Genomic DNA, 21422 nt, shown 5'->3' with positions numbered 1-21422 from the left:
TGATTAGGTAGCTTGTGCATATGACACAAATTACCTAATCATTTTTTTGTCGTCATGATTAAGAGATGTATTTATATAAGAAGAACAAGCGATAGAAACTTTCCCATTCTTCAAGCAACAAGGTATACTTAAAAACAAATAATAAGGAAAGAAGATAAAAAATGTCAGTTAAAGATTTTTTGAAATTCGTTGAAATCCAATCATTAGTTGCTAGTGCATTACCATTGATTTTGGCTAATTTGTACTCAGCAACCATGTACAATCATGTTAATGCTGGACCAGCAATTTTATTCGCATTAGTTGCATTTGCTTTGCAAATGGCAGTTAACGTTTGGAATAATCTACAAGACTTCCGTCATGCAGTGAGTGATGATTGGAAGAATGGAGAAAACAATATTGTTGGTAGTGCTGGAATTAGCATGAAGACAGGATTGATTATCCTACTAGGTCTAACAGCGTTTGCCGGTATTATTGGGCTAGGGCTCGTTTCAACTGTTGGATGGCCACTATTGTGGATGGGAATTATTGGATTTATCGTGGCGTTCTGGTATGCAGGGACACCACTGCCACTTTCGCGTACACCATTCGGAGAACTGGCTAGTGGGTTGACTATGGGATTCTTGATTTTCCTAGCCGCAACATACATTAATGTCACACCATTAATTGATCTAGGGATGATTGGAAAAGCTGCACTAGCATCTGCAATTTGTTGGTTTGCGATTGCGAATATCATGTTGGCTAATAATATCTGTGATTATGATGAAGACGTTGCCGAAGAACGACACACATTGGTCTGGTACTTAGGAAAAGAAACAGCGCTGAAGCTGTTCTGGATTATCTATCTAGCCGGATATGCAGCGTTGATTATTGCCGTAATCTTTAATGTGTTACCATGGCCAGCATTGTTAGGATTAATTTCATTGCCGTTGGTGTACAAGAATACCAAGGCGTTCCAAGCTGATCCAAACAAGGCGCGTACATTTATTAACTCAATCAAGAACGCAGTTTTGCTTTCAATTACTGTTTCATTGGGATTGATTATTGCGTTATTCATCTAAAGTTATCCACGATTGTGGATAACTCTGTGGATAAGGTGTGTATATCTTGTGGATTACTGTGGAAAAGTAGTGACTTATCCACAGCTTATTAGATAACTTTATTAAGTTATCCACAAAGTTGTGAATATGAACCCTTAGAAAGAGGCATGTTAGTAACCTACTAACATGCCTCTTTCTGTTTCACGTGAAACTATTTAGCGTTTTTAGCGAATGTAAAGTGTTTATAACATAATGTAAACCATTAGATGCACAACACGTTAAAATACTTGTTAAGGAACTAAAGAAATTAGCGAGGATAATTAAAGATGAGAGTCATTACGGCGCGTTCAGTTGCCAAGTTCAGTTTGGCAATATCAATGGTCATAATTTTAGGGTATGTTTGTTTGGGTTTAATTGGGTACTTAGATAATGTAGATTATCTAATGGCGTTGATGTTTATGTCAGTTAATACAATGGTTTGGCTGACAATAGAATAAAATGATTGAAAGAAAACACCTCATAATAATTTATGAGGTGTTTTTTGCTAGTATTAATTACTTAACTTTGTTCTTCATTTGTTCAAACTTGGGATCATCTTTGTATTGATTATACAAATTTTGTAGACTAGCAGTCCCTTTGACTTGCGCTTTTTCATCTTGGACCTTAGCACGCATGTCTTCATATTCAGTGATACCTTGGGCACGCATTTTATCAGCTTCTTCATTTGACCATGACAAACGTTCCCCTTGAAGCTTGTATGTTACTTGATCACCATCAATGATAAATAAGCCCAAAGCAAATAGAGGAGGGTTCTTCATTGAATCGGGAGCGTCTACGTTGGCAAGGTAAAGTAGATTTTTGTTTCGTTCTTGCTTCAGTTCTACACCATCGAAATTAACTTCTTTAACATTGCTGGTGACATTTCCAGTGGCGGGTGATACACCAGACAGAATGATTTCAGGGGTGATTTTACCAAAATTAGAATACATATCATCAGGTAATGCCAGCAAAGCAAGTGCTTGCTTGTCATGGAGAGATAATTCAGAAACAGAATTGTTCTTAGAATTAGTAACAGTTTTAGTTTCTTTCTTAGACTTTACAGAACTATTCTCAGCATTGTTTGTGTATTTGGTGAATCGATACCAGATACTTTGATTTTTGATGTAAGTTCATCTAACGTTTTTTGGTGATCTTTGAAGTACTTTTCCATTTCGGAATTCGTCATAGAAACGGCATATTCGTTATGTTGAATTAAACGATCATATTCAATTCCAGTAAAATTTTGGCCCATGAATAAGGTTGACTTATCTGATTCAATTAATAGTCCTGTCATAGATCCACCACGGTTAGGCTTCACATCGAAAGCTAGTGCTCCCTTAGATGGCGCACTGGCGATTACAGTTTCAGAAACTGTTGAATCCATAGGCGTAACGGTCATCGTAGTTACGGCTTCAGTTTTGTCACCAGGTCCCATAGCAGATGATTCATATGAACCGTTTCGTAATTCTGATGTTGTAATTGCGACGGGTGTTTTTTGATTATCCATCAATACTAATAACTTTTGTTCAGGTGTTAGAGCTGTTTCTTTGGGCTTTGAAGATACCTTCTTTGACTCAGCTTTTGATGAGGAACTACTTGCTGCTGATTCAGTATCAGCAGACTTGTTGTTTAGGACAGCGCTGACTCCCACGACACCACCACCAACTAAACCTATAGCAAGGATGATTTTCACCCAAATGTTAGATAATATACTCATATAACTACTCCTTAATCATATTACATATAATTATATATTGTTTTATGCAGATTAGCATGTTGAGTATTTAAAAGTTTTATAGCGCTTTTAAACAAAAAATTGAACGATGTTTTCGTGCTATAATAAACGATAACTGTTATGAAAGAAATATGGGGAAACAACATGAAAACTGGAAATTATTCTCGAACATTCTATTGGATGCTAGAGTTCCTAGTGATTGCGACATTGCTTTGGGTATTGTCACAACTAGGATTTATCTTAGTGCCAATTGGACAATTCATTGGTGGAGTATTTGTACCACTACTTATTTCAGGATTTTTGTACTATCTAATGAATCCAATTGTAGAATTATTTGAAAAAATTCCTTTAGGCAAGTATAAATTACCGCGTGGAATCAGTATTACAATTGTGATGCTATTGTTCCTAGGTGTGATTATTTTTGCGGCAGGATCATTTATTCCGACGCTGGCAGAACAAATTTCAAAGATTGTTGCAAGTATTCCTCAATATGTAGGAGAGATGCAAAAGTGGTTTGAGAGTTTGAGCCGTGAAACTTGGTTCCGTGAATACGTGCAACAAATTGACATGACTAAGCTGCAACAAACCATCGAAAAGTATGGTGAAACAGTTGTTATGGGAACGGCCTACGGATTTGGTAATGTGCTTGGAACAATGACATCAGTTGTCATCGCAGCCATTACGATTCCAGTTATGACAATTTACATGTTGGCAGATGGTAAGAAGCTAGTCCCATTTGCACAGCGTGTAATGCCTAAGCGCATGAGCGATGATGTTTCAGAATTATTGGGACGTTTGAATAAGACGTTGTCACACTACATTAGCGGACAAGCATTAGAAATGTTGTTCGTTGGGGTCTTTACAACATTCGGATACATGATTATCGGTCAACGATATGCATTGTTGCTAGGAGTTATTGCTGGAATTACTAACATGATTCCGTATGTTGGACCTTACATTGGGTACATCCCCGCATTGTTCATCGGATTAATGCAAGGGCCAATGGAAGCAGTGTCAATTACAATTGTTGTGTTGGTTGTACAACAAATTGACAGTAACATCCTGTACCCACGTATTATTGGCTCAACATTGAGTATTCATCCACTAACAATTTTGGTTATCTTATTGGCGGCTGGAAATATTGCTGGAATTCCAGGAATGATTTTGGCGGTACCGCTATACGCCGTTATTCGTACAATTGTTGTCTATGTGGCACAAGTATGGAAGGTTGAGCGCCAATCTAAGGTTGAAGAATCTTTAACTAAATAATGGTCTATATGAGAGGTAACTTCGGTTACCTCTTTTTATTTTGTTAAGTTTTCTCACATAGGCAAGGGTGTATATACTATAAAATAAGTCGTAATTAAGATATAATGAGTCTACTATGTGCTGATTTTAATTAAAAAATCTTGTTTAAAAAAACATTTTTGAAAGAGGTATTACATAAATGAATAGTGAAGAAAATAAGTTGGAACGAGGTCTAAGCGCACGCCACGTTGAGATGATTGCCCTTGGTGGAACCATCGGAACTGGATTGTTCTTGGGTGCTGGTCGCTCAATTAGCACAGCTGGTCCAGCGATTTTGTTGGTTTATATCATTACTGGACTATTTATGTTCTGGATGATGCGAGCATTGGGAGAAATGTTGTTAACAGATCCTGATAAGACGACTTTTGTTGCCTTCATCGAAAAGTACTTGGGAAAGCGTACGGGATTCGTCATTGGATGGACCTATTGGCTAGGGTGGATTACGATTGCCATGGCCGAAGTGACAGCCATTAGTGCCTACATGAAGTATTGGTTCCCAGACATCGCTGGATGGATTTGGGCCGTTGTCTTCTTGGCGGTATTGTTCTCGATTAATATCTTTGCCGTTGGATTGTTTGGAGAAACAGAATTCTGGTTCTCAATGATCAAGATTATTGCTATCTTGGCAATGATTGCGACAGGTGTGATTATGATTACAACACAGACAGAAACATCTGCTGGTGTGGCTAGTCTATCTAACCTATGGGAACATGGATTCTTTGCTAATGGTGGTTCAGGTTTGTTGTCAGCTTTCCAAATGGTATTCTTTGCCTTCTTAGGAATTGAATTCGTTGGAATGACAGCTGCTGAATCAATGGATCCAGATCACGTCATTCCTAAGGCGATCAACTCAATTATCATGCGAATCTTGATTTTCTATATTGGATCATTGATTGCGATTATGAGTATCCAACCATGGACTAACTATAACGCTGATGAATCTCCATTCGTGCAAGTCTTTGCTGGAATTGGAATCTCAGCTGCAGCTGGAATTATTAACTTCGTTGTTTTGACAGCCGCAGCTTCAGCTTTGAACAGTGCTATCTTTACAACGGGACGTATGTTGTTCGCATTGACAAGCCAACAAAAGAACAACAGTCGTTTTGGTCGTTTGAACGGACGTTACTTACCAATGAACGCGATTGTTGCTTCAACATTGTTGATTGGGTTGTCTGCTGTTATTAACTTCTTGTTCCCATCAGAAGCGTTTGAAGTGATTACATCTGTTGCGTCTGCTGCCTTTATTGGAATCTACGCATCACTAGTATTTGCTCACGTTAAGTACCGTAAGACAGATGATTACAAGAACGGTGAAAAGAAGTTCTTGATGCCATTGGCACCATTTTCTAATTACCTAACACTTGCTTTCATGGGGATGGTCTTCTTGGTATTGCTATTCACACCAGCTACACGAATCACAACAATTCTTGCGATTCTTTGGTTCGGTGGAATGGCGTTGCTAAGTCGTCGTCAAGTTCAAGACTAATGAAATAAAAGTCAAAGGCCAATCGAATATTCGATTGGCCTTTTTAGTATCCTAAAATAAGTAAAATGGGGTTCTTTGATGGAAAATGTTAAAATATAAAAAAGACTATATGGGGGTGAGAACATGACTGAACGTTTTATTGATCTAAAATACACACATATTCCAGCGAAGACAGAGGGAATTACACGTAAGTGGCTTGATGTGCCTTATATGGACGGAGAACGCCACGGTATGGACATTTACTTACCTAATGAAGGAACAGCGCCATATCCCGTTATTGTGGATATTTACGGTGGTGGGCTATATCGTGGTGAAAAAAGTTCTATGAAGATGGATGCATCATTGAAGCTGTTACATGAACATGGATATGCAGTGGTAAGCCCTAACTATTCAATGTTGTGGCAAGCACCGTTCCCAACACAAATTTATGAAATGAAGGCAGCATTACGTTTTCTACATACTAACGGTGCTAAGTATGATCTAGATATGAGTCGTGTTGCACTCGTAGGAGAGTCTTCAGGGGCGCAATTGGCCGTTACAACTGCCGCAACGCAACATGTTAATGCAATGGAAGACAAGTCATTCGGTTTGTATCCAGATGCATCAGAGACAGTCAATGCGGTAATTGCTTTGTATGGACCATATGAGTTTGACCAATTTGAAAAGCAATTTGCGGAATCAGGGATTGAATCTAAATTCCCCGAAGTTGGAACAGCCGAATCTTTCCAAGGGCAATTATTTGGTGAGCGTGCACCAAAGGACGTGCCTGAATTGGTAAAAGCATATAATCCAGCGACGTATTTTGCGGCAGGTATGCCAGCTATTCTAGGATTTGCTGGAACAGCAGATCCAGTAGTGCCATATCAACAAACAGTGAATATGATGCACAGCGCACGTGAAGTATTAGGTCGTGAACATGCCCCATATCACTTGGTTGAAGGTGGCGTACATGGACCAGCTAATTACATGACACCAGAATGGACAGCGGTTAAAGCGGCCTTCTTAGATAAGGAATTAAACAATTAAGGTAGGGAAAAAAGATGATTGGATTACAAAAATCTATATTTCATGCAACACCACGTCAATTGATGTTTTCGTTATTGATTGATGCGTTGTTCTTGATTGTTTTGCAACCCAGTACGCCATTGAGTATCTTTGTATACATTGTGTTCTTACCGGGATTTGATTTGGTATCTGCAGTTGTTAGCTATTGGAACTACGTTCAAGACTACAGAAAGGCACAACATGGCTAAAAAAGAAAATGTGGTTTCACGAGTGAAATCAAAATGGGAGCATTTTTCAAATAAGATTCATCTGACAGAATTTATGAATTTTGTGGATCGTGCGCAAGTAGGGATGGTTGCGCCAACGGTGGCATACTATACCATCGTTGCATTAGTACCGTTGATTATGAGTATTGGGGTTATTTTAGGGGTTATTGGATTAGACACGACGGATATTAATAACTTTATTCGTCAACAGATGCCAAATGCGATTGGAGAAACATTAATTCCGATTGTTAATTCAGTGCTACACGGAAGCGTTAGTGTCTTGTCTGTATCAGTATTGGTTGTGATGTGGACAGCGAGTGGTATTTTATCAACGTTTCGTAAGATTTTTAATGACATCTATGACCTCGAAGAGACAGAGAATGGGCTTGTAACACGTATTGTCAGTTTCCTATGGTTCTTAGCATTCTTGCTAGCCGCTGTGGTGATTGGTCTGTTCAGTAGTTTATTCCCTGTCATTATGAAAAACTTACCGCATATTGAAGGTTGGCTACAAACGTTAGCCTCACAGACTTGGATTTATGCGCTATTACTAGCGTGGGTTATTCTAATTATTTTCAATTACACATTACCAGCAGTTAAAATTCGTTGGCAATCAGTTGCAATGGGGTCTGGAATGGCGGCCATTGCATTGAGTATCTTGAATGCGGGATTTGGACTATACGCCCAATTTGCGATGCGTAATGTCGACTTTTATCGTTCTCTTGGTTCATTGTTAGCCTTGTTGATTTATTTCAATTTGGTCGCAACGATTATCGTCTTAGGCCAAGTTTTCATCGCTTGGATTAACACGTTCTACAAAGAAGAAACAGCAGAATAATCACAACAAACAGGCCGCGATAGGTCTGTTTTTTTAAATACACGCTAACTGACAAAAGATAGACATTGAATAGATTATGACTTTGATTTAAAATAATTCAACACATTGATAAAAATAAAAGGGAATTATTATGTCAAAGAAATTAACGGGTAGTATTATTGCGGCGGTTGCTATTTTAATAGTGGTACTTGCAGTAGTGATGATCAATGGGAAAACATCAACACAACAGACGCTAGAGGCAAATAAATTATGGGAAGTGTCAGTAATGCAGGCAGGTGAAAGTGCTACTGAAAATAAGATGGAACCTGTATTCTATGTTCATTTTGAAAATGGAAAAGCCTGGATGGGTGATATCAATGTCAAGAATGTTGACTATGACCACACAGAAGCTGGTTTACATGTTAAGTATTTGAAAAATGATGTTGTCGCAATTAGTGAAGTGCGTGATGGGAAACCATCAGATAAAGAAGGTCGTGTGATTGTTAAAGAAAAGGGACATGATACATTTGTAGTTGTGCCAGAAAACAAAGATGATGTTGATGAAATTCAACTGAAGGTTTCTGATTTGTAATTAAATTAATGGGAGTTTGCATCAGGCAAACTCCTTTTTATTTTTTCTAGCAAATGACATTAGCGCTGGTAATACGGAGATGCAAGCAGGACTTGCGTGACAAATGCCAACGATACTTGCTAGTATTATAGACAAATCTTCAGATAAAGTGAGAACAGAAAGATATGAGTTTTGAACACGATATTAAACAACTACGATCAGACAAAGGGATGACTCAACAACAAGTTGCAGACGCGTTACATGTAAGTCGACAAACCGTTTCAACCTGGGAGCGTGGGAAAAACTATCCAAGTCTGGATGTCTTAAAAAGTATCAGTGAATTGTTTGATGTATCTTTCGAACAACTATTATTTGGAGGACCGTTGGAAATGAAGAAAGAGACAAAGAATGTGGCTCAAGTAATTGATAAAGAAGTGTCATTGAAGGGACGTTACAAGAAATTAACCATTGTCTTGGGTATTATCTTCGCCCTATTGATAGGGTCAGCTACGACATTTTATATTGGATACGAAAAGGGAAATGATACCATTGATCGTGTAAATCCATTTTTACCATATCAAATTAGTTATGCAAAATTCCCGGGCGATAAAGAAATTTTGAAGCAAAGTAAAAAAGAAGATGGTCGTTGGAGTGGCTGGTTCTCAGTCAATGAAATGGGAACAGAATGGTTAAAATTGAATTTGTACACGGGATTAAATCATGGTGTAAAGGATCCATACGTGATGGTAAATCATAAGGGTACGTTCGTTAAAGAAGCAATGATTGTTCCTGGGGCAGCCATTGATAAATTGAAAAAGAATAATGCCGACTTTATCTATAATTATCTAAATACCAACAAATATGAGTATGTCACTGCGAAAGAACGTAAAGAACTTAATGACGGGATTCGTATTCATGATTTTGGAACAGGAGATTTTCCTGGATATATGGAACCACTTAAGAAATTGGAAACAAAGTAAGAGAAACATGATGTACAAAAAAGCTCAGGACATATTGTCCTGAGCTTTTTATATTGTGCAATTGATAATTAATTAGGTTGCTTCGTTTTCAGCCGCATATTCTGCTGCCAAACGAGCTTGCCATTGTTCATTAAATTCAGCCAAGATTTCACGGGCGTCATCAGTTGTCTTAGTGTCCATCAAAGCAACACGTAGGTCTGAAGCGTATGAGAAACCACGTACGTAAATCTTGAAGAAACGCTTTAGCTTTTGGAAGTTAGTTGGACCAAATTCCTTATCGAATTCGTCGTGCAAGTCTAGTTGCATACGTAGCAAATCCAATGATTCTTCAAGTGTGTGTTCAGCTGGTGTATCTTCGAATGTGTATGGATCTTCAAAAACTCCACGACCAATCATGATACCGTCTAGACCAGGGTGTTCCTTGGCGATTTCCAAACCGTGGGCACGGTTCTTAATATCTCCATTGATTTGAATCAAAGTATTAGGTGAGATTTCATCACGCATTGCCAAGATTTCATCAATGTATTCGTAGTGAGCAGGAACCTTTGACATTTCCTTACGTGTACGTAAGTGAACTGTCAAAACTTGAACGTCTTGCTTCAATAGGAATGGTAGCCATTCGCGGAATGTATCTAGCTTGTTGAACCCTAGACGTGTCTTAACAGAAACGGGTAGCCCTGCAAGTTTAGCTGCGGCGATTAGTTCGGCTGCCTTTTCAGGGTTACGAATCAAATCTGATCCACCACCGTTTTTAATAACTGTTGAGTCTGGGCAACCCATGTTAATATCAACGGCTTCAAATCCACGTTCCTTTAGGTCCTTAACTCCAAGATCGAAATCGATTGGACGATCTCCCCAAAGTTGGGCGATTGGAATTGAATGTTCTTCAGGAACGAATTGTAGACGTCCTTGAATAGTGAACTTAGCCTTAGGGTGTGACATGCTACGCGCGTTTGTGAATTCTGTGTAGAATGCTTCAGGCGCAGCGGCCTTGGCAACTACTCGACGGAAAACTGTATCTGTAACAGCTTCCATGGGCGCTAGTGTGAAGAAAGGTAGTGTTTCAATACCTTCAACTTCAGGATGGTTTTGTGCTGCATCGACAATGTTTTGCCAATAAGCTGATTTTGCTTTAACCATGCGTATTTCCTTTCGGGGTTCTGTGCGTTATTTGTGGCTCGATCTTCCACAATAAACTGGGGTACTTACTAATATAAAGACTTAAAAATAAATGTCAAATGTTGGGTGTTTATATGCGTTGCTTATATAGGTAAAAAGATAATAAGGCAGAAAGATAACTTAATATATTTCAAAAAATTTAGGGAAAAATAAAACACGTACTTTTGAACGAAGTGCGTGTTTTATATATTATGACTTAGTAATTAAATGATTGCTTAACGTTGATTAGTCAGTGATGTTTAAAAGCTTGGCGGCATTGTTGTATGCGATATCTTCCTTAACGTCTTCAGGTAACTCTAGTTGATCGAACCAGTTTGCAGCATCTGAGTTATCTTCATAGGGGTAATCGACGGAGAACATAACGCTGTCTTCACCAAAGACTTCAATGGCTTCTAGCAAGCTAGCGGTCGTAAAGTGACCAGACGTTGTGACCTTAAAGTTGTCACGCAAGTAGCTCATTAATGGCTTCTTGTTCTTTTGGTTGTTTACACCATTACGTTGACGATACAAACGGTGATCGGTACGAGGTAGTGTTTGAGAAAGTCCTTCACCTAAGTGTCCTAGGACAATTGTTAGGTTAGGGAACTCATCGAACAAACCGCTCATCATTAGACGAATTGCGTGAGTGGCTGTTTCGTGGGTAAATCCCCAAGCGGATCCAATTAATTCTTCGTAACCCTTGTAGGTATCAGTTGTTGTTGGAAGTGGCTCACGTGGGTGCAAGTAAACAGGCACGTTTAGTTCACTAATTGTTTGCCAGAATGGCTTTAGACTTTCATCATCCAAATACATGGCATGGTTGGCATCGCCGACGTTGGTGTAACCGTTAATGAGGATACCTTTAGCGCCTAATTCGTTAACGGCACGACGAGCTTCCTTTTGAGCCTCCTCAACATCTTGCAATGCAACTGCGGCGAAGAAGCCGAATTGATCGGAGTCAGCCTTAACGTAATGTTCATAGGCTTCATCATTACTCTTCTGCGCTAAACCAACCGCAGTTTTAGGATCGGTAATACCTTATACACCGGGTGATGTCAAAGACATAATGTTGTGGGTAATATTTAGGCGACCTAGTTCATCACGATAAGCTTCATTATCATTCCAAAGACGGTCCATAATAAAGTTGGTGTATTCTTGACCGTTACGCGCTGCTTCACCTGAATCATCCCATAACTTATCGTTCATCGGTGTTGAAAAATGCTCTTCTAATGTAATTTTCTTATTGATCATGTCTAGTTCTCCTTCGTTTTTATTTACATATATAGCGTATGACTTAATTTATAACGGGTCAATCTATGTAAATCGTATTTGAATAGGGGTGACAAGTTGGATATACTGAACCTATACCTAATATATCTATATAAAAATAAACTTGTTATGAACAGGAGACATGTTGCGATGAGTGTCGACAAAAATAATGTGTATCAAGAGTTAGAAAATATCCTGAAACAAAAAATTGATTCGGGGGTGTTTGAGGTAGGTGAAAAAATACCATCATCAAATGCATTACAAATCAAATACGGTATGAGTCGAACAACGGTTCGACATGCGTTGGCAGACCTAGAACGTGATGGATATATTGAAACGAAAAAAGGGAAAGGGAGTTTTGTTTTAAATCCAAACCTCATGGATCGAGTAATCCATTATTTCGATGTGATGGGGACGATTGCTGAGTTGGGGCATGATGCCAAAATATCGCTAACGAGTTTCAAGTTGTCAGTAGATGGTGAGTTTTCACATGTTCGTCAGCTGATGGGATTGAGTGATGATGCCTATTTGTATCAATTACAGTACACGATGTTTTCGGACGATAAATCAACTTTCTTTGATACTGTCTATTTGAATTATGATCGGTTTCCTAATTTAGTTCGAAGTGAATTGGATCATGGGCCGTTATTGCCTCTGTTGATGCGTAAGTATGATTTTAAACCGCAGTTTCACACGAGTAGGATATTTGATCGAGGAGTTAAACCCGATAGTGATGATTCTCGGGAAGAAGATATGATGCATGTGACGACCAAAGGGCATGAAACGGATCGGGAAATTATCTTGTATGGTGAAGGGTTGTCTTTTGGTGAATTAATGGAAACATTGAAATAATTAATATTAACCTAACCTTGCTTTCTGTGCTGTGTTTTCTGACTGATGAAAACGCAGCCTTTTTCTTATCTCTAGTTTGTGTATATTAAATCTGAATATATGGATTACACACCATTGTTTTTATGTACGAAAAACATACTTAAAAAATAAGTGGATAGATATGTGATTCTGCATATTTATGCAAAAAAGAAACGGAGAAAAATTGACGGATTGAGTGGAAGTAACAGATTGTTAGGAGTGTTATGATGGTGATAGAAACGCTGCAATTGTTACGGACAATCGGACATTCAACTTTAAGGAGTATGATGATGAGTGAAAATTTGGTTTGGACGAAAGTAGTTAAAGAAACGAACGAGCTAACAACATCAGAATTATTGGCTATTTTAAAAGAACGTGTACGTGTCTTTGTTGTGGAACAAGATTGCGCCTATCAAGAAGTTGATGATGCCGATGATCAAGCAATTCATGTTATTTTCAAAAATTCAGATGATATTGTCGCGTACGCACGAATTCTTAAAGACAATGACCAAATTAAATTCGGCCGTGTATTGGTTACTAAGCAATATCGTGGTCAACATGTTGGCCGTAAATTAATCGAAGCGGTATTGTCTGAAATCGAACGATATTTTCCTGCGGAAAATATCTATATTCAAGCCCAAAGTTACTTAGAAAACTTTTACGCATCATTTGGATTTGAAACAACCTCAGCAGAATACTTGGAAGACAATATTCCACATAAAGATATGGTCTTAAAAAAATAAATAAATCCGTAAAGCCCCCTAAATAAAATTTAGGGGGCTTTACTACGTACATCTTCTATTTGTAGTTATGATAAAAGGACGAAAAACATACTGTATTTTCGTCCTTTTCAAATTTTCGAAAAAATAATTTTAAAAACTTTTATCTATAAAGTTAATGAATGATACGTAAGTTTCTTCCTATATAGTCATTATTTGGTAATTATCAAATAGACTAGCAGAAGTATTTTGTTTGCCTTGGTTAAAGATATAATAAGGTTCTCTTTAAGTTTCGTTTATTACGCTAAGTAAGTAGAGTTAACGTGACTGAACAGGGAGGACGAAACATTGGAACAATATCAAAAGCCGATTAAAGACGTTCTGGTTGACTACGAAGTTAATCCAGAAACTGGTCTGAATACAGAACAAATCGACATACACCGTAAGCAATACGGAGCCAACGTATTCGATGAACCCGCTAAGCCATCGCTAGCCCGTAAGATTTTAATCAGTTTGAATGACGTTGCCACAATCATTTTGTTGATTGCGGCCGTAATCTCATTCATTACTGCTTATATGGAAAATACAGGGAATTACTTTGAAAGTATGTTGATCATTGGGATTGTGATCATCAATTCTACGCTTTCAATTGTTCAAGAAGGGCGTGCCGAAGATTCTTTGGCCGCTTTGCAAGGATTGAATAAGTCAAAAGTAAAAGTGTTGCGTAATGGGAAAACAGAACTAATTGATGGTGATGATGTCGTTGTTGGAGATATCTTGCTTATCGAAAACGGAACATCAATCGCCGCTGACGCGCGTTTGTTAGAAGCCACTGAACTACAAGCCGAAGAATCGGCTCTAACCGGTGAAAGTGTGCCTGCATCTAAGGATGCAGATGCCATTTTGACCTCTGATGTAGATTTAGGTGAACGTGCCAACATGGTTTATCGTGGAACAACCATTGTGAACGGGCAAGCCCGTGCGGTGGTGACAAGTGTTGGAATGCAATCTGAAATGGGAATTATTGCTGGTTTGTTGAACAGCGAATCAAAGACACCACTAACACCATTGCAACAACGACTAGTACAATTGGGAAAGAATATCTCAATTGTTGCGGTTGTGGCTGCCTTGGTCGTGATGGGACTTGGTCTGTACCAAGGAATGGATTTGATGCACATCTTCCTAACGGCGATTTCTTTGGCTGTTGCGGTAGTGCCTGAAACATTGGCGGTTATCGTGACGATGACATTAGCATTGGGTGTGCAACGTATGGCTAAAAAGCATGCGATTATTCGCCGCTTGCCAGCCGTGGAAACACTTGGAACAACCAGTGTTATTGCATCAGATAAAACCGGAACATTAACACAAAACAAGATGACGGTTCGTGAAGTGTGGGCCGATCAAAATGATGAACTAACAACTGTTGCGAATGGAATGACTGCATCAGCAGAACAAGTCCTATCAATTGGAGCGATTTCAACTAACGTGGAAGTGCGTGAAGATGAAGGCGATGTGGTTTATGATGGATTGCCAACTGAAGTAGCGCTTGTCCGTGCGATGCAACCAATCAAGCCACGTGCAGAATTGTTAAAGGAATGGCCAGTAGTTGACCAAATTCCATTTAATTCAACAAAGAAGCGTATGACAACGGTTCACCAAGATCCAGAAGGTGGGTTTGTTGCCATCACAAAGGGTGCGTTTGATGTCTTGTTGCCAATGGTTGAACATGGAAACAAAGAAAAAGCTGTTGCGATTAATAAGCAATTCGGACAAGATGCCTTACGTGTTTTGACGATTACAGCTAAGCGCTTTGAAGAAATGCCTGCTGAACCATCAGCGGAATTCTATGAAGAACACTTATCATTGATTGGATTGGTTGGGATTATTGATCCACCACGTCCAGAATCTGCACCCGCTGTTGCGAAAGCCAAGAAGGCAGGAATTAAGACGGTTATGATCACAGGTGACCATCTAGAAACTGCTAGTGCGATTGCCCGTGAAATCGGGATTATGGAAGATGGCGACAAGGGAATGACCGGAGCTGAACTGTCTGAATTGACTGATGAGCAATTGGACGAACGCGTAAAGGAATACTCTGTGTATGCTCGTGTAACGCCAACTGACAAGATTCGTATCGTGAAGTCGTGGCAACGTAGTGGGGCGATTATCGCTATGACGGGTGACGGTGTTAACGACGCGCCAGCCTTGAAGGCTGCGGACGTTGGAATTTCAATGGGTGAAACCGGAACCGATGTTGCTCGTGGCGCCTCAGATATTATTCTGACTGATGATAACTTCTCTACGATTGTGGATGCAGTGTCTGAAGGTCGTGGTGTTTATGTGAAGGTCCGTAAGACAATTAACTTCTTGTTGAGTGCCAACATGTCTGAAATTATGGTGATTATTATTGCCATGCTATTAGGCTGGGGGTCACCATTGTTGCCAGTTCACTTGCTATTCATTAACTTAGTATCTGACGGATTACCAGGATTCGCGTTGAGTCGTGAACCGATGCCAGAAGGTGTCATGAATCGTGCGCCAATGCATAAAGATGAAAAACTGTTTGCTGATGGACTAGGTAAGCAAATTGCGTTGAATGCCATCTTGTTTATGATAGTTACTTTGTTGGCAATCTGGATTGGACGTGACATGACGCTTGGTGGTATGTTGCCATCTGCTGAAATTGGTCAAACGATGGCCTTTATCGTCTTATCATTGACGTCAATTTTCCACGTCTTTAATATTCGTTCAGCGAAGTCGTTGTTTACTAACTCATATTCAGATAACCCAACATTGGTTAACATGGCCATCTTAGCAACATTAATTACATTAGTGATTGCTTTGATTCCATTTACTGCTGGATTGTTTGGATTGACGCAATTGTCAATGATGCATTGGATTATGGTAGCGTTGCTATCACTTGCACCAACGGTTGTGCTTGAAGTTTGGAAGAAATTCCAACCATCATTCTTCCGTGTTTAAAAATAGGTTGCTTCAATAGATAAATAATGACGTACAGATTGAAAAGCCACCTGAATGTATTGAGGTGGCTTTTTTACATGGGTGAGGTAAACCTGAAATAGGTGATTTTTGAAACAATTACGAAAAATTCATTTTTTAATGTGGACAATGATTGTCTTTGAATGTAGAATGAGTAACGTTATAAAAGATGAGGAGGCAGACTATGCAACTAAAACAAAGTTTTGAAGAAGCAATTTGTATTGTGTTACTACTAGCAGCAGAACGCGCGCAAGAACGTCGTATTAACAGCGCAGAGATTGTTGCCAAGCTGGGCACGTCACAAAGCTACGTCAAAAAAATCTTAGGGCAATTGGTGCATGCCGATATCATTAGTTCAGGTGCTGGGAAACATGGTGGTTTTTTCATCAATAAAGCGCTAGAAGAGTTAACGTTATTAGATGTCTATTATGCTATCGAAGGACGAGACACAATGTATCAACCAAAGCACATTGCTGATCGTTTCCTAAGTGATAAGCATTTCATTCGGGAAAAGGAAGATGACATCATTCAAATTTTTAGCGATGCTGAAAAGGCATATCGTGAGAAATTATCAACATACAAGTTGTCTAATCTACAAGATATAGACGTGTTTAAGAAAGCGAGGCAGGCATAAGCATGCTGAAACAAGAATTAGCGAAAGTAAAGAAGAACCGATTGTTGATGGTCACTTTAATTGTGGTTATGTTGATTCCATCAATCTATTCAACAATCTTCCTGAAGTCTATGTGGGATACATATGAACGCATGGATAATTTCCCTGTTGCGGTAATTAACAACGACAAGGCGGCAAGTAAGGCCGGTAAAGAAATTAATATTGGTGAAGAACTAACAAAGACGCTAGATAAGAGCAGCGACATGGACTTCAACATGATGTCTGCTGACGAAGCGCGTGAAGGATTAGATGCTGGAAAGTACTTTATGGCAATTACAATTCCTGAAGACTTTTCATCAGATTCACTAACTTTGATGGATAAGAACCCTAAGCCAATGAATTTGACTTATGAAACGAGTGCAGGACACAACTTCACTGCTTCAAAGTTCTCTGAAATTGCCGCTGGACGTATTAAGAGCGAAGTGCAAAGTAACGTTACACGTACTTACGCACAAACTGTTTTGAGCCAATTCAAGAAGGCTGGACTAGGTCTAGAACAAGCTGGGGATGGTGCCAAGACATTAGCAAATGGATTGACACAATTAACAGATGGTAGTGGTAAGTTGGATGAAGGGGCAAATAAGTTAAACGATGGTTTGGCTGAATTTGGACCTGGCCTAACGAAGTATACAAATGGAGTTGGTACGGCAGCCAATGGAACACAACAATTAGCTGCTGGTGGTGTCAAACTACAAGACGGAATTAACCAATACACGGGTGGTGTAGAAACAGCTGCATCATCAGTTCCTGAACTGAATGCAGGAATTCAACAATACACAGCTGGTGTAGATAAGGCTGCAGGAAACGTCCCAACGTTGAATGCAGGAATTTATGCATATACAGCTGGTGTAGATCAGGCTGCATCATCAGTTCCTGAACTGAATGCAGGAATTCAACAATACACAGCTGGTGTAGATAAGGCTGCAGGAAAGGTCCCAACGTTGAACGCAGGAATCCAACAATACACAGCTGGTGTAGATAAGGCTGCAGGAAATGTCCCAACGTTGAACGCAGGAATCCAACAATACACAGCTGGTGTAGATAAGGCTGCTGACAATGTACCGACATTGAAGTCAGGAATTAAGCAATACACTGATGGTGTCAAGCAAGCTGAAGCCGGTAATAAGCAATTAGTTGCCGGAAGCAAGCAAGTTTCTGACGGTCTAACTAAGTTGAATGACTCATTGCATAGTGATGATGTCGCTAAGTTGACTGCGGGAATGGCAGAATACAAGAAGCAAGTTGCTGCTTTAAAGACAATGAGTGCTGGTAAGAACCCAGAACAAGAAAAGATTCTTGCTAATATGGACAGCATGGCAACACAAGTTGCCACACTTGGTGAATTGGTCAAGTCAAAGGATCTTTCAGATGCTGATCGTGCTGCGCTAGGTAAGAGTGTTTTGACTTTGAAGGGAAACCTAGAAGACCTAGGGAAGTCATTGCAAGCGCAAGCACAAAAGGCTAGTCAATTAGGTCAATTGGCTGATGGCTATAACCAACTATATGCAGGTATGACAGGTTATGTGGCCAATACACAAGAAGCAACTAAGAAGTTGGCGCCAGGTGCACAAAAGGTTGCGGCCGGAACTAAAGATGTCAACGCAGGACTAGCCAAGTTAGTTGGTAAGAACGCTGAATTGAACGCAGGAACTACGCAATTAGCTGATGGATTACAACAATTACAAGGAAACAGTGGTAAGTTGTCAGATGGATCAAACCAATTGGCTTCAGGACTACAACAATTGCAAGCAAATAGTGGTAAGTTGAATGATGGATCAAATCAATTGACTTCAGGACTACAACAATTGCAAGCAAATAGTGGCAAGTTGTCAGGTGGATCAAACCAATTGACATCTGGATTGCAACAATTGCAAGCCAACAGTAGTAAGTTGAATGATGGATCAAATCAATTAGCAGCAGGACTACAACAATTGTCTGGTAATAGTGCGAAGTTAACTGATGGAAGTCAAAAGTTAACTGGTGGTCTACAAATGCTACAAAGCAAGAACGGTGACCTACTAGCTGGTGCAAACCAAGCAGTTGGTGGAATTAACAAGTTGAATGGCGGATTGAGCGAACTGAATGCTAATACAGGACGTCTACAATCAGCTGTCAGCCAACTAAATGATGGATCAGGCCAATTAGCTAACGGAGCCGGTCAATTGACTGTAGGGCTTGTGAAGGCTAATGATGGTGCTGATGAACTTGGCGAAAAGTTAACTGAAGGTGGCGAACAGGTTAAGCAAGTTCGTGACGATAAGGCTAACTTGGACATGTTTGCAACACCAATCAAGGAAACACACAAGGATCGTACATCAGTTAAGAACAACGGAACTGGAATGGCGCCATACATGATTGCCATTTACGTGTTCGTTGGAATGATTACATTGATGGCAGCAATGAACCTAACGGAACCTTCTGTCTACCCTAAGTCAGCATTTACATGGTGGTTGAGTAAGTACACAATTCCATTCGTATTGGTATTTATGGGCGCAATTATTACAACGCTTGTCTCAGTTGCCATTATTGGTTTGACGCCAGTAAACTTCACTGCCTTCTTAATCTCATTAATTGTTATTGCGATTATGGATATGAGTATTGTTTACTTCTTTACCGCAGCGTTTGGTAAGATTGGAACGTTCCTATCATTGATTCTATTGGTGCTACAATTGTCTGCCTCAGGTGGAACATACCCAATCGAATTGAGTTCAGGATTCTTCCAATGGCTACATCCATACTTGCCAATGACTTACGCAATTCAAGCATTGCGTGGATCATTGTCAACGGGTCTATCTGTTACAGAACCAGTTCTAATTATGTTCATGATTTTCGTCGCATTCTCACTACTATCATGGCTATACTTTGCCATTCAAAAGTCAAAGCGTTACCGTTTTGAAGACACAATGAGCAACGAATCAGATTTGAATAACTAAAACGTATACCTCACAAATATGTTAAACAGTTAGATAAACCAAAAGCCTCTGCAGAGAAATCTGCAGGGGCTTTTTTGTGTCTTAAAACGAAAAGAAACGAGCGATATTTTTGACGAAATATAAAAAGATTCACAGACAACAAATGTTTATAGATGAAGAATGGAAGCGGTTAAAAATAATTGAAAAAACCTGCCTAGGCGGGAAAGTGGTAAGCTAACGCAGTTTGTCATAACATGCCTAGTCAAGTAGAGAATAACGCCGTCTAAAAGTGATTGTAATCGCTTACAAACTATTTGTATAATGTGGATACAACGTTGAGGGGGAATTGGTATGGATAAATATCAAAGCATTTATCGGGATATGGTGAATGATATTAAGTCGGGAAAATATGGATCTGGGGCATTTTTACCTAGTGATACAAAACTAGTTCTGAAATATCATGTTTCCCGGGAAACTGTACGAAAAGCCATGGTCAATTTAGCGCATGATGGCTATGTCCAACGATTAAAAGGAAAAGGGACCATCGTATTAGACCGAGAACGTGTAGCAATCCCCATGTCGCAATTGAAAAGTTATCGGGAATTGATGGCAGAAGGTAGTATTTCCTCAACGAATGATGTGTTACTACTAGAATCTAATCAGCCGGTTCCTGAAAATCTACAAATGGATTCACAGGTTACGGATGATGTTCAAGCTATTAAGTTAGTGCGAAGGCGTAATGTAAATGGTGAGGCGACAGTACTTGATTATGATTATATTAATCAAGCTGTAATTCCAGAATTGCCCCATACAGCAGCAGAAACGTCCATTTTTGACTATTTCGAACATGAATTAGACCTCCAAATTGATTATGCGATTAAGCATATGACGATTGAACCGGCCAACCAACAAGACCATAAAGGTCTAGGTGTGGCAGTTGGATCTTCTATGGTCGTGATTCGAAGCGAAACGCACTTGATGGACAACCGACTATTATCATTTACAGAATCAAGGCATCGTGCTGATCGGTTTAGTAACGTTGAATTTGCACGTCGTCGGAATTAAAAGGAGAAAGAGTATGTTTGGACTAGGTAAGAAAAAAGTAGTTGTCGCAGACGTTAATTTGTATGCCCCAGTCAATGGGACAGTTATTGATTTAACAACGGTTCCTGATCCAGTGTTTGCCGGGAAAATGATGGGTGATGGTTTCGCCATTGAACCAGATGATAGCCGAGTAGTTGCCCCTGTTGCCGGTGAGGTGACAATGTTGCAAGGTCATGCAGTTGGCTTTAAACGTGCTGATGGCTTAGAAATTTTGATTCATATGGGTATTGATACGGTGAGTTTAGATGGTGCACCATTTGATATGCAAGTTCAGGTGGGAGATGTGCTAGAGGCTGGCGAACCCATTGCCATTGCCGATTGGGCACAAATTGAAGCAGCTGGGTTACCACGTACAACGATGGTGTTGATTACAAATACAACTGATAAATTAGCGAATTTAGATGTACAAAGCGGACCAGCCACAGCTGGCGAACTTATTGGGAAAGCGACTGCCAAATAGGCAAAGGAGAATG

At 39.6% G+C, this 21422-nt stretch carries 20 protein-coding genes; 15 read left to right on the top strand and 5 right to left on the bottom strand.

The features are described 5' to 3' along the window. Nucleotides 1–161: 161 nt before the first annotated feature. Nucleotides 162–1058, top strand: coding sequence for a UbiA family prenyltransferase (locus KHQ31_RS07710; protein ID WP_213408990.1), 897 nt, complete (start codon nucleotides 162–164; stop codon nucleotides 1056–1058). A gap of 533 nt (nucleotides 1059–1591) precedes the next feature. Here the strand turns inward: KHQ31_RS07710 and KHQ31_RS07705 are convergent. Both KHQ31_RS07705 and KHQ31_RS07700 read right to left on the bottom strand, forming a co-directional pair. Beyond that, on the bottom strand, nucleotides 1592–2047 hold the full coding sequence (locus tag KHQ31_RS07705; protein WP_213408989.1) for a hypothetical protein: 456 nt from the start codon (nucleotides 2045–2047) through the stop codon (nucleotides 1592–1594). Nucleotides 2048–2133: 86 nt separating this feature from the next. After that, nucleotides 2134–2793: a hypothetical protein gene (locus KHQ31_RS07700; RefSeq protein WP_213408988.1), complete on the bottom strand. Its 660-nt coding sequence runs from the start codon at nucleotides 2791–2793 to the stop codon at nucleotides 2134–2136. A 162-nt stretch (nucleotides 2794–2955) separates the two neighbouring features. On the opposite strand from KHQ31_RS07700, the gene KHQ31_RS07695 reads away from it, so the two are divergent. From KHQ31_RS07695 to KHQ31_RS07665, 7 genes are all read left to right on the top strand, one after another. Continuing rightward, complete coding sequence (locus tag KHQ31_RS07695) at nucleotides 2956–4080, top strand: AI-2E family transporter (RefSeq protein ID WP_213408987.1); 1125 nt, start codon at nucleotides 2956–2958, stop codon at nucleotides 4078–4080. 178 nt (nucleotides 4081–4258) lie between these two features. Beyond that, nucleotides 4259–5605, top strand: coding sequence for an amino acid permease (locus KHQ31_RS07690; protein WP_213408986.1), 1347 nt, complete (start codon nucleotides 4259–4261; stop codon nucleotides 5603–5605). A gap of 123 nt (nucleotides 5606–5728) precedes the next feature. Beyond that, nucleotides 5729–6631, top strand: coding sequence for an alpha/beta hydrolase (locus KHQ31_RS07685; protein ID WP_213408985.1), 903 nt, complete (start codon nucleotides 5729–5731; stop codon nucleotides 6629–6631). Nucleotides 6632–6645: 14 nt separating this feature from the next. After that, nucleotides 6646–6858, top strand: a complete 213-nt coding sequence (locus KHQ31_RS07680; RefSeq protein ID WP_213408984.1) for a hypothetical protein — start codon at nucleotides 6646–6648, stop codon at nucleotides 6856–6858. Further along, nucleotides 6851–7714 (top strand): YihY/virulence factor BrkB family protein, encoded by an 864-nt coding sequence (locus tag KHQ31_RS07675; protein ID WP_213408983.1) that lies wholly within the window; start codon nucleotides 6851–6853, stop codon nucleotides 7712–7714. The genes KHQ31_RS07680 and KHQ31_RS07675 overlap by 8 nt, the downstream gene beginning before the upstream one ends. A 130-nt stretch (nucleotides 7715–7844) precedes the next feature. After that, nucleotides 7845–8285 carry a hypothetical protein gene (locus KHQ31_RS07670; protein WP_213408982.1) on the top strand — a complete coding sequence of 147 codons (441 nt, stop codon included), beginning with the start codon at nucleotides 7845–7847 and terminating at the stop codon, nucleotides 8283–8285. 164 nt (nucleotides 8286–8449) lie between these two features. Continuing rightward, nucleotides 8450–9244, top strand: a complete 795-nt coding sequence (locus tag KHQ31_RS07665; protein ID WP_264336092.1) for a helix-turn-helix domain-containing protein — start codon at nucleotides 8450–8452, stop codon at nucleotides 9242–9244. A gap of 72 nt (nucleotides 9245–9316) precedes the next feature. Here KHQ31_RS07665 and KHQ31_RS07660 read toward each other — a convergent pair whose 3' ends face one another. From KHQ31_RS07660 to KHQ31_RS07905, 3 genes are all read right to left on the bottom strand, one after another. Next, nucleotides 9317–10384, bottom strand: coding sequence for a tRNA dihydrouridine synthase (locus KHQ31_RS07660; protein WP_213408981.1), 1068 nt, complete (start codon nucleotides 10382–10384; stop codon nucleotides 9317–9319). 264 nt (nucleotides 10385–10648) lie between these two features. After that, a complete protein-coding gene (locus KHQ31_RS07655) occupies nucleotides 10649–11437 on the bottom strand; it encodes an amidohydrolase family protein (RefSeq protein WP_264336095.1) in 789 nt (262 codons plus the stop codon). A 3-nt stretch (nucleotides 11438–11440) separates the two neighbouring features. Then, nucleotides 11441–11653 (bottom strand): hypothetical protein, encoded by a 213-nt coding sequence (locus KHQ31_RS07905; RefSeq protein ID WP_264336091.1) that lies wholly within the window; start codon nucleotides 11651–11653, stop codon nucleotides 11441–11443. 168 nt (nucleotides 11654–11821) lie between these two features. Between KHQ31_RS07905 and KHQ31_RS07650 the strand changes: the two genes are divergently transcribed. The 7 genes from KHQ31_RS07650 (at nucleotide 11822) to KHQ31_RS07620 (ending at nucleotide 21409) form a co-directional block, all read left to right on the top strand. Next, a complete protein-coding gene (locus KHQ31_RS07650) occupies nucleotides 11822–12523 on the top strand; it encodes a GntR family transcriptional regulator (RefSeq protein ID WP_213408980.1) in 702 nt (233 codons plus the stop codon). Between the two features lie 308 nt (nucleotides 12524–12831). Beyond that, nucleotides 12832–13284, top strand: coding sequence for a GNAT family N-acetyltransferase (locus tag KHQ31_RS07645; RefSeq protein ID WP_213408979.1), 453 nt, complete (start codon nucleotides 12832–12834; stop codon nucleotides 13282–13284). Between the two features lie 324 nt (nucleotides 13285–13608). Further along, nucleotides 13609–16242 (top strand): cation-translocating P-type ATPase, encoded by a 2634-nt coding sequence (locus tag KHQ31_RS07640; protein WP_213408978.1) that lies wholly within the window; start codon nucleotides 13609–13611, stop codon nucleotides 16240–16242. A 202-nt stretch (nucleotides 16243–16444) separates the two neighbouring features. After that, nucleotides 16445–16894, top strand: a complete 450-nt coding sequence (locus KHQ31_RS07635; protein WP_213408977.1) for an RrF2 family transcriptional regulator — start codon at nucleotides 16445–16447, stop codon at nucleotides 16892–16894. Nucleotides 16895–16896: 2 nt separating this feature from the next. After that, a complete protein-coding gene (locus KHQ31_RS07630; RefSeq protein ID WP_213408976.1) occupies nucleotides 16897–19866 on the top strand; it encodes a YhgE/Pip domain-containing protein in 2970 nt (989 codons plus the stop codon). Nucleotides 19867–20196: 330 nt separating this feature from the next. Beyond that, nucleotides 20197–20910 carry a trehalose operon repressor gene (treR, locus tag KHQ31_RS07625; RefSeq protein ID WP_213408975.1) on the top strand — a complete coding sequence of 238 codons (714 nt, stop codon included), beginning with the start codon at nucleotides 20197–20199 and terminating at the stop codon, nucleotides 20908–20910. Nucleotides 20911–20923: 13 nt separating this feature from the next. Beyond that, a complete protein-coding gene (locus KHQ31_RS07620) occupies nucleotides 20924–21409 on the top strand; it encodes a PTS sugar transporter subunit IIA (protein ID WP_213408974.1) in 486 nt (161 codons plus the stop codon). The last annotated feature ends 13 nt before the right edge of the window (nucleotides 21410–21422 follow it).

The sequence above is a fragment of the Weissella ceti genome (genome assembly GCF_018394055.1).
Classification (GTDB): domain Bacteria; phylum Bacillota; class Bacilli; order Lactobacillales; family Lactobacillaceae; genus Weissella; species Weissella ceti.
This window is presented reverse-complemented; position numbering and strand designations above follow the sequence as displayed.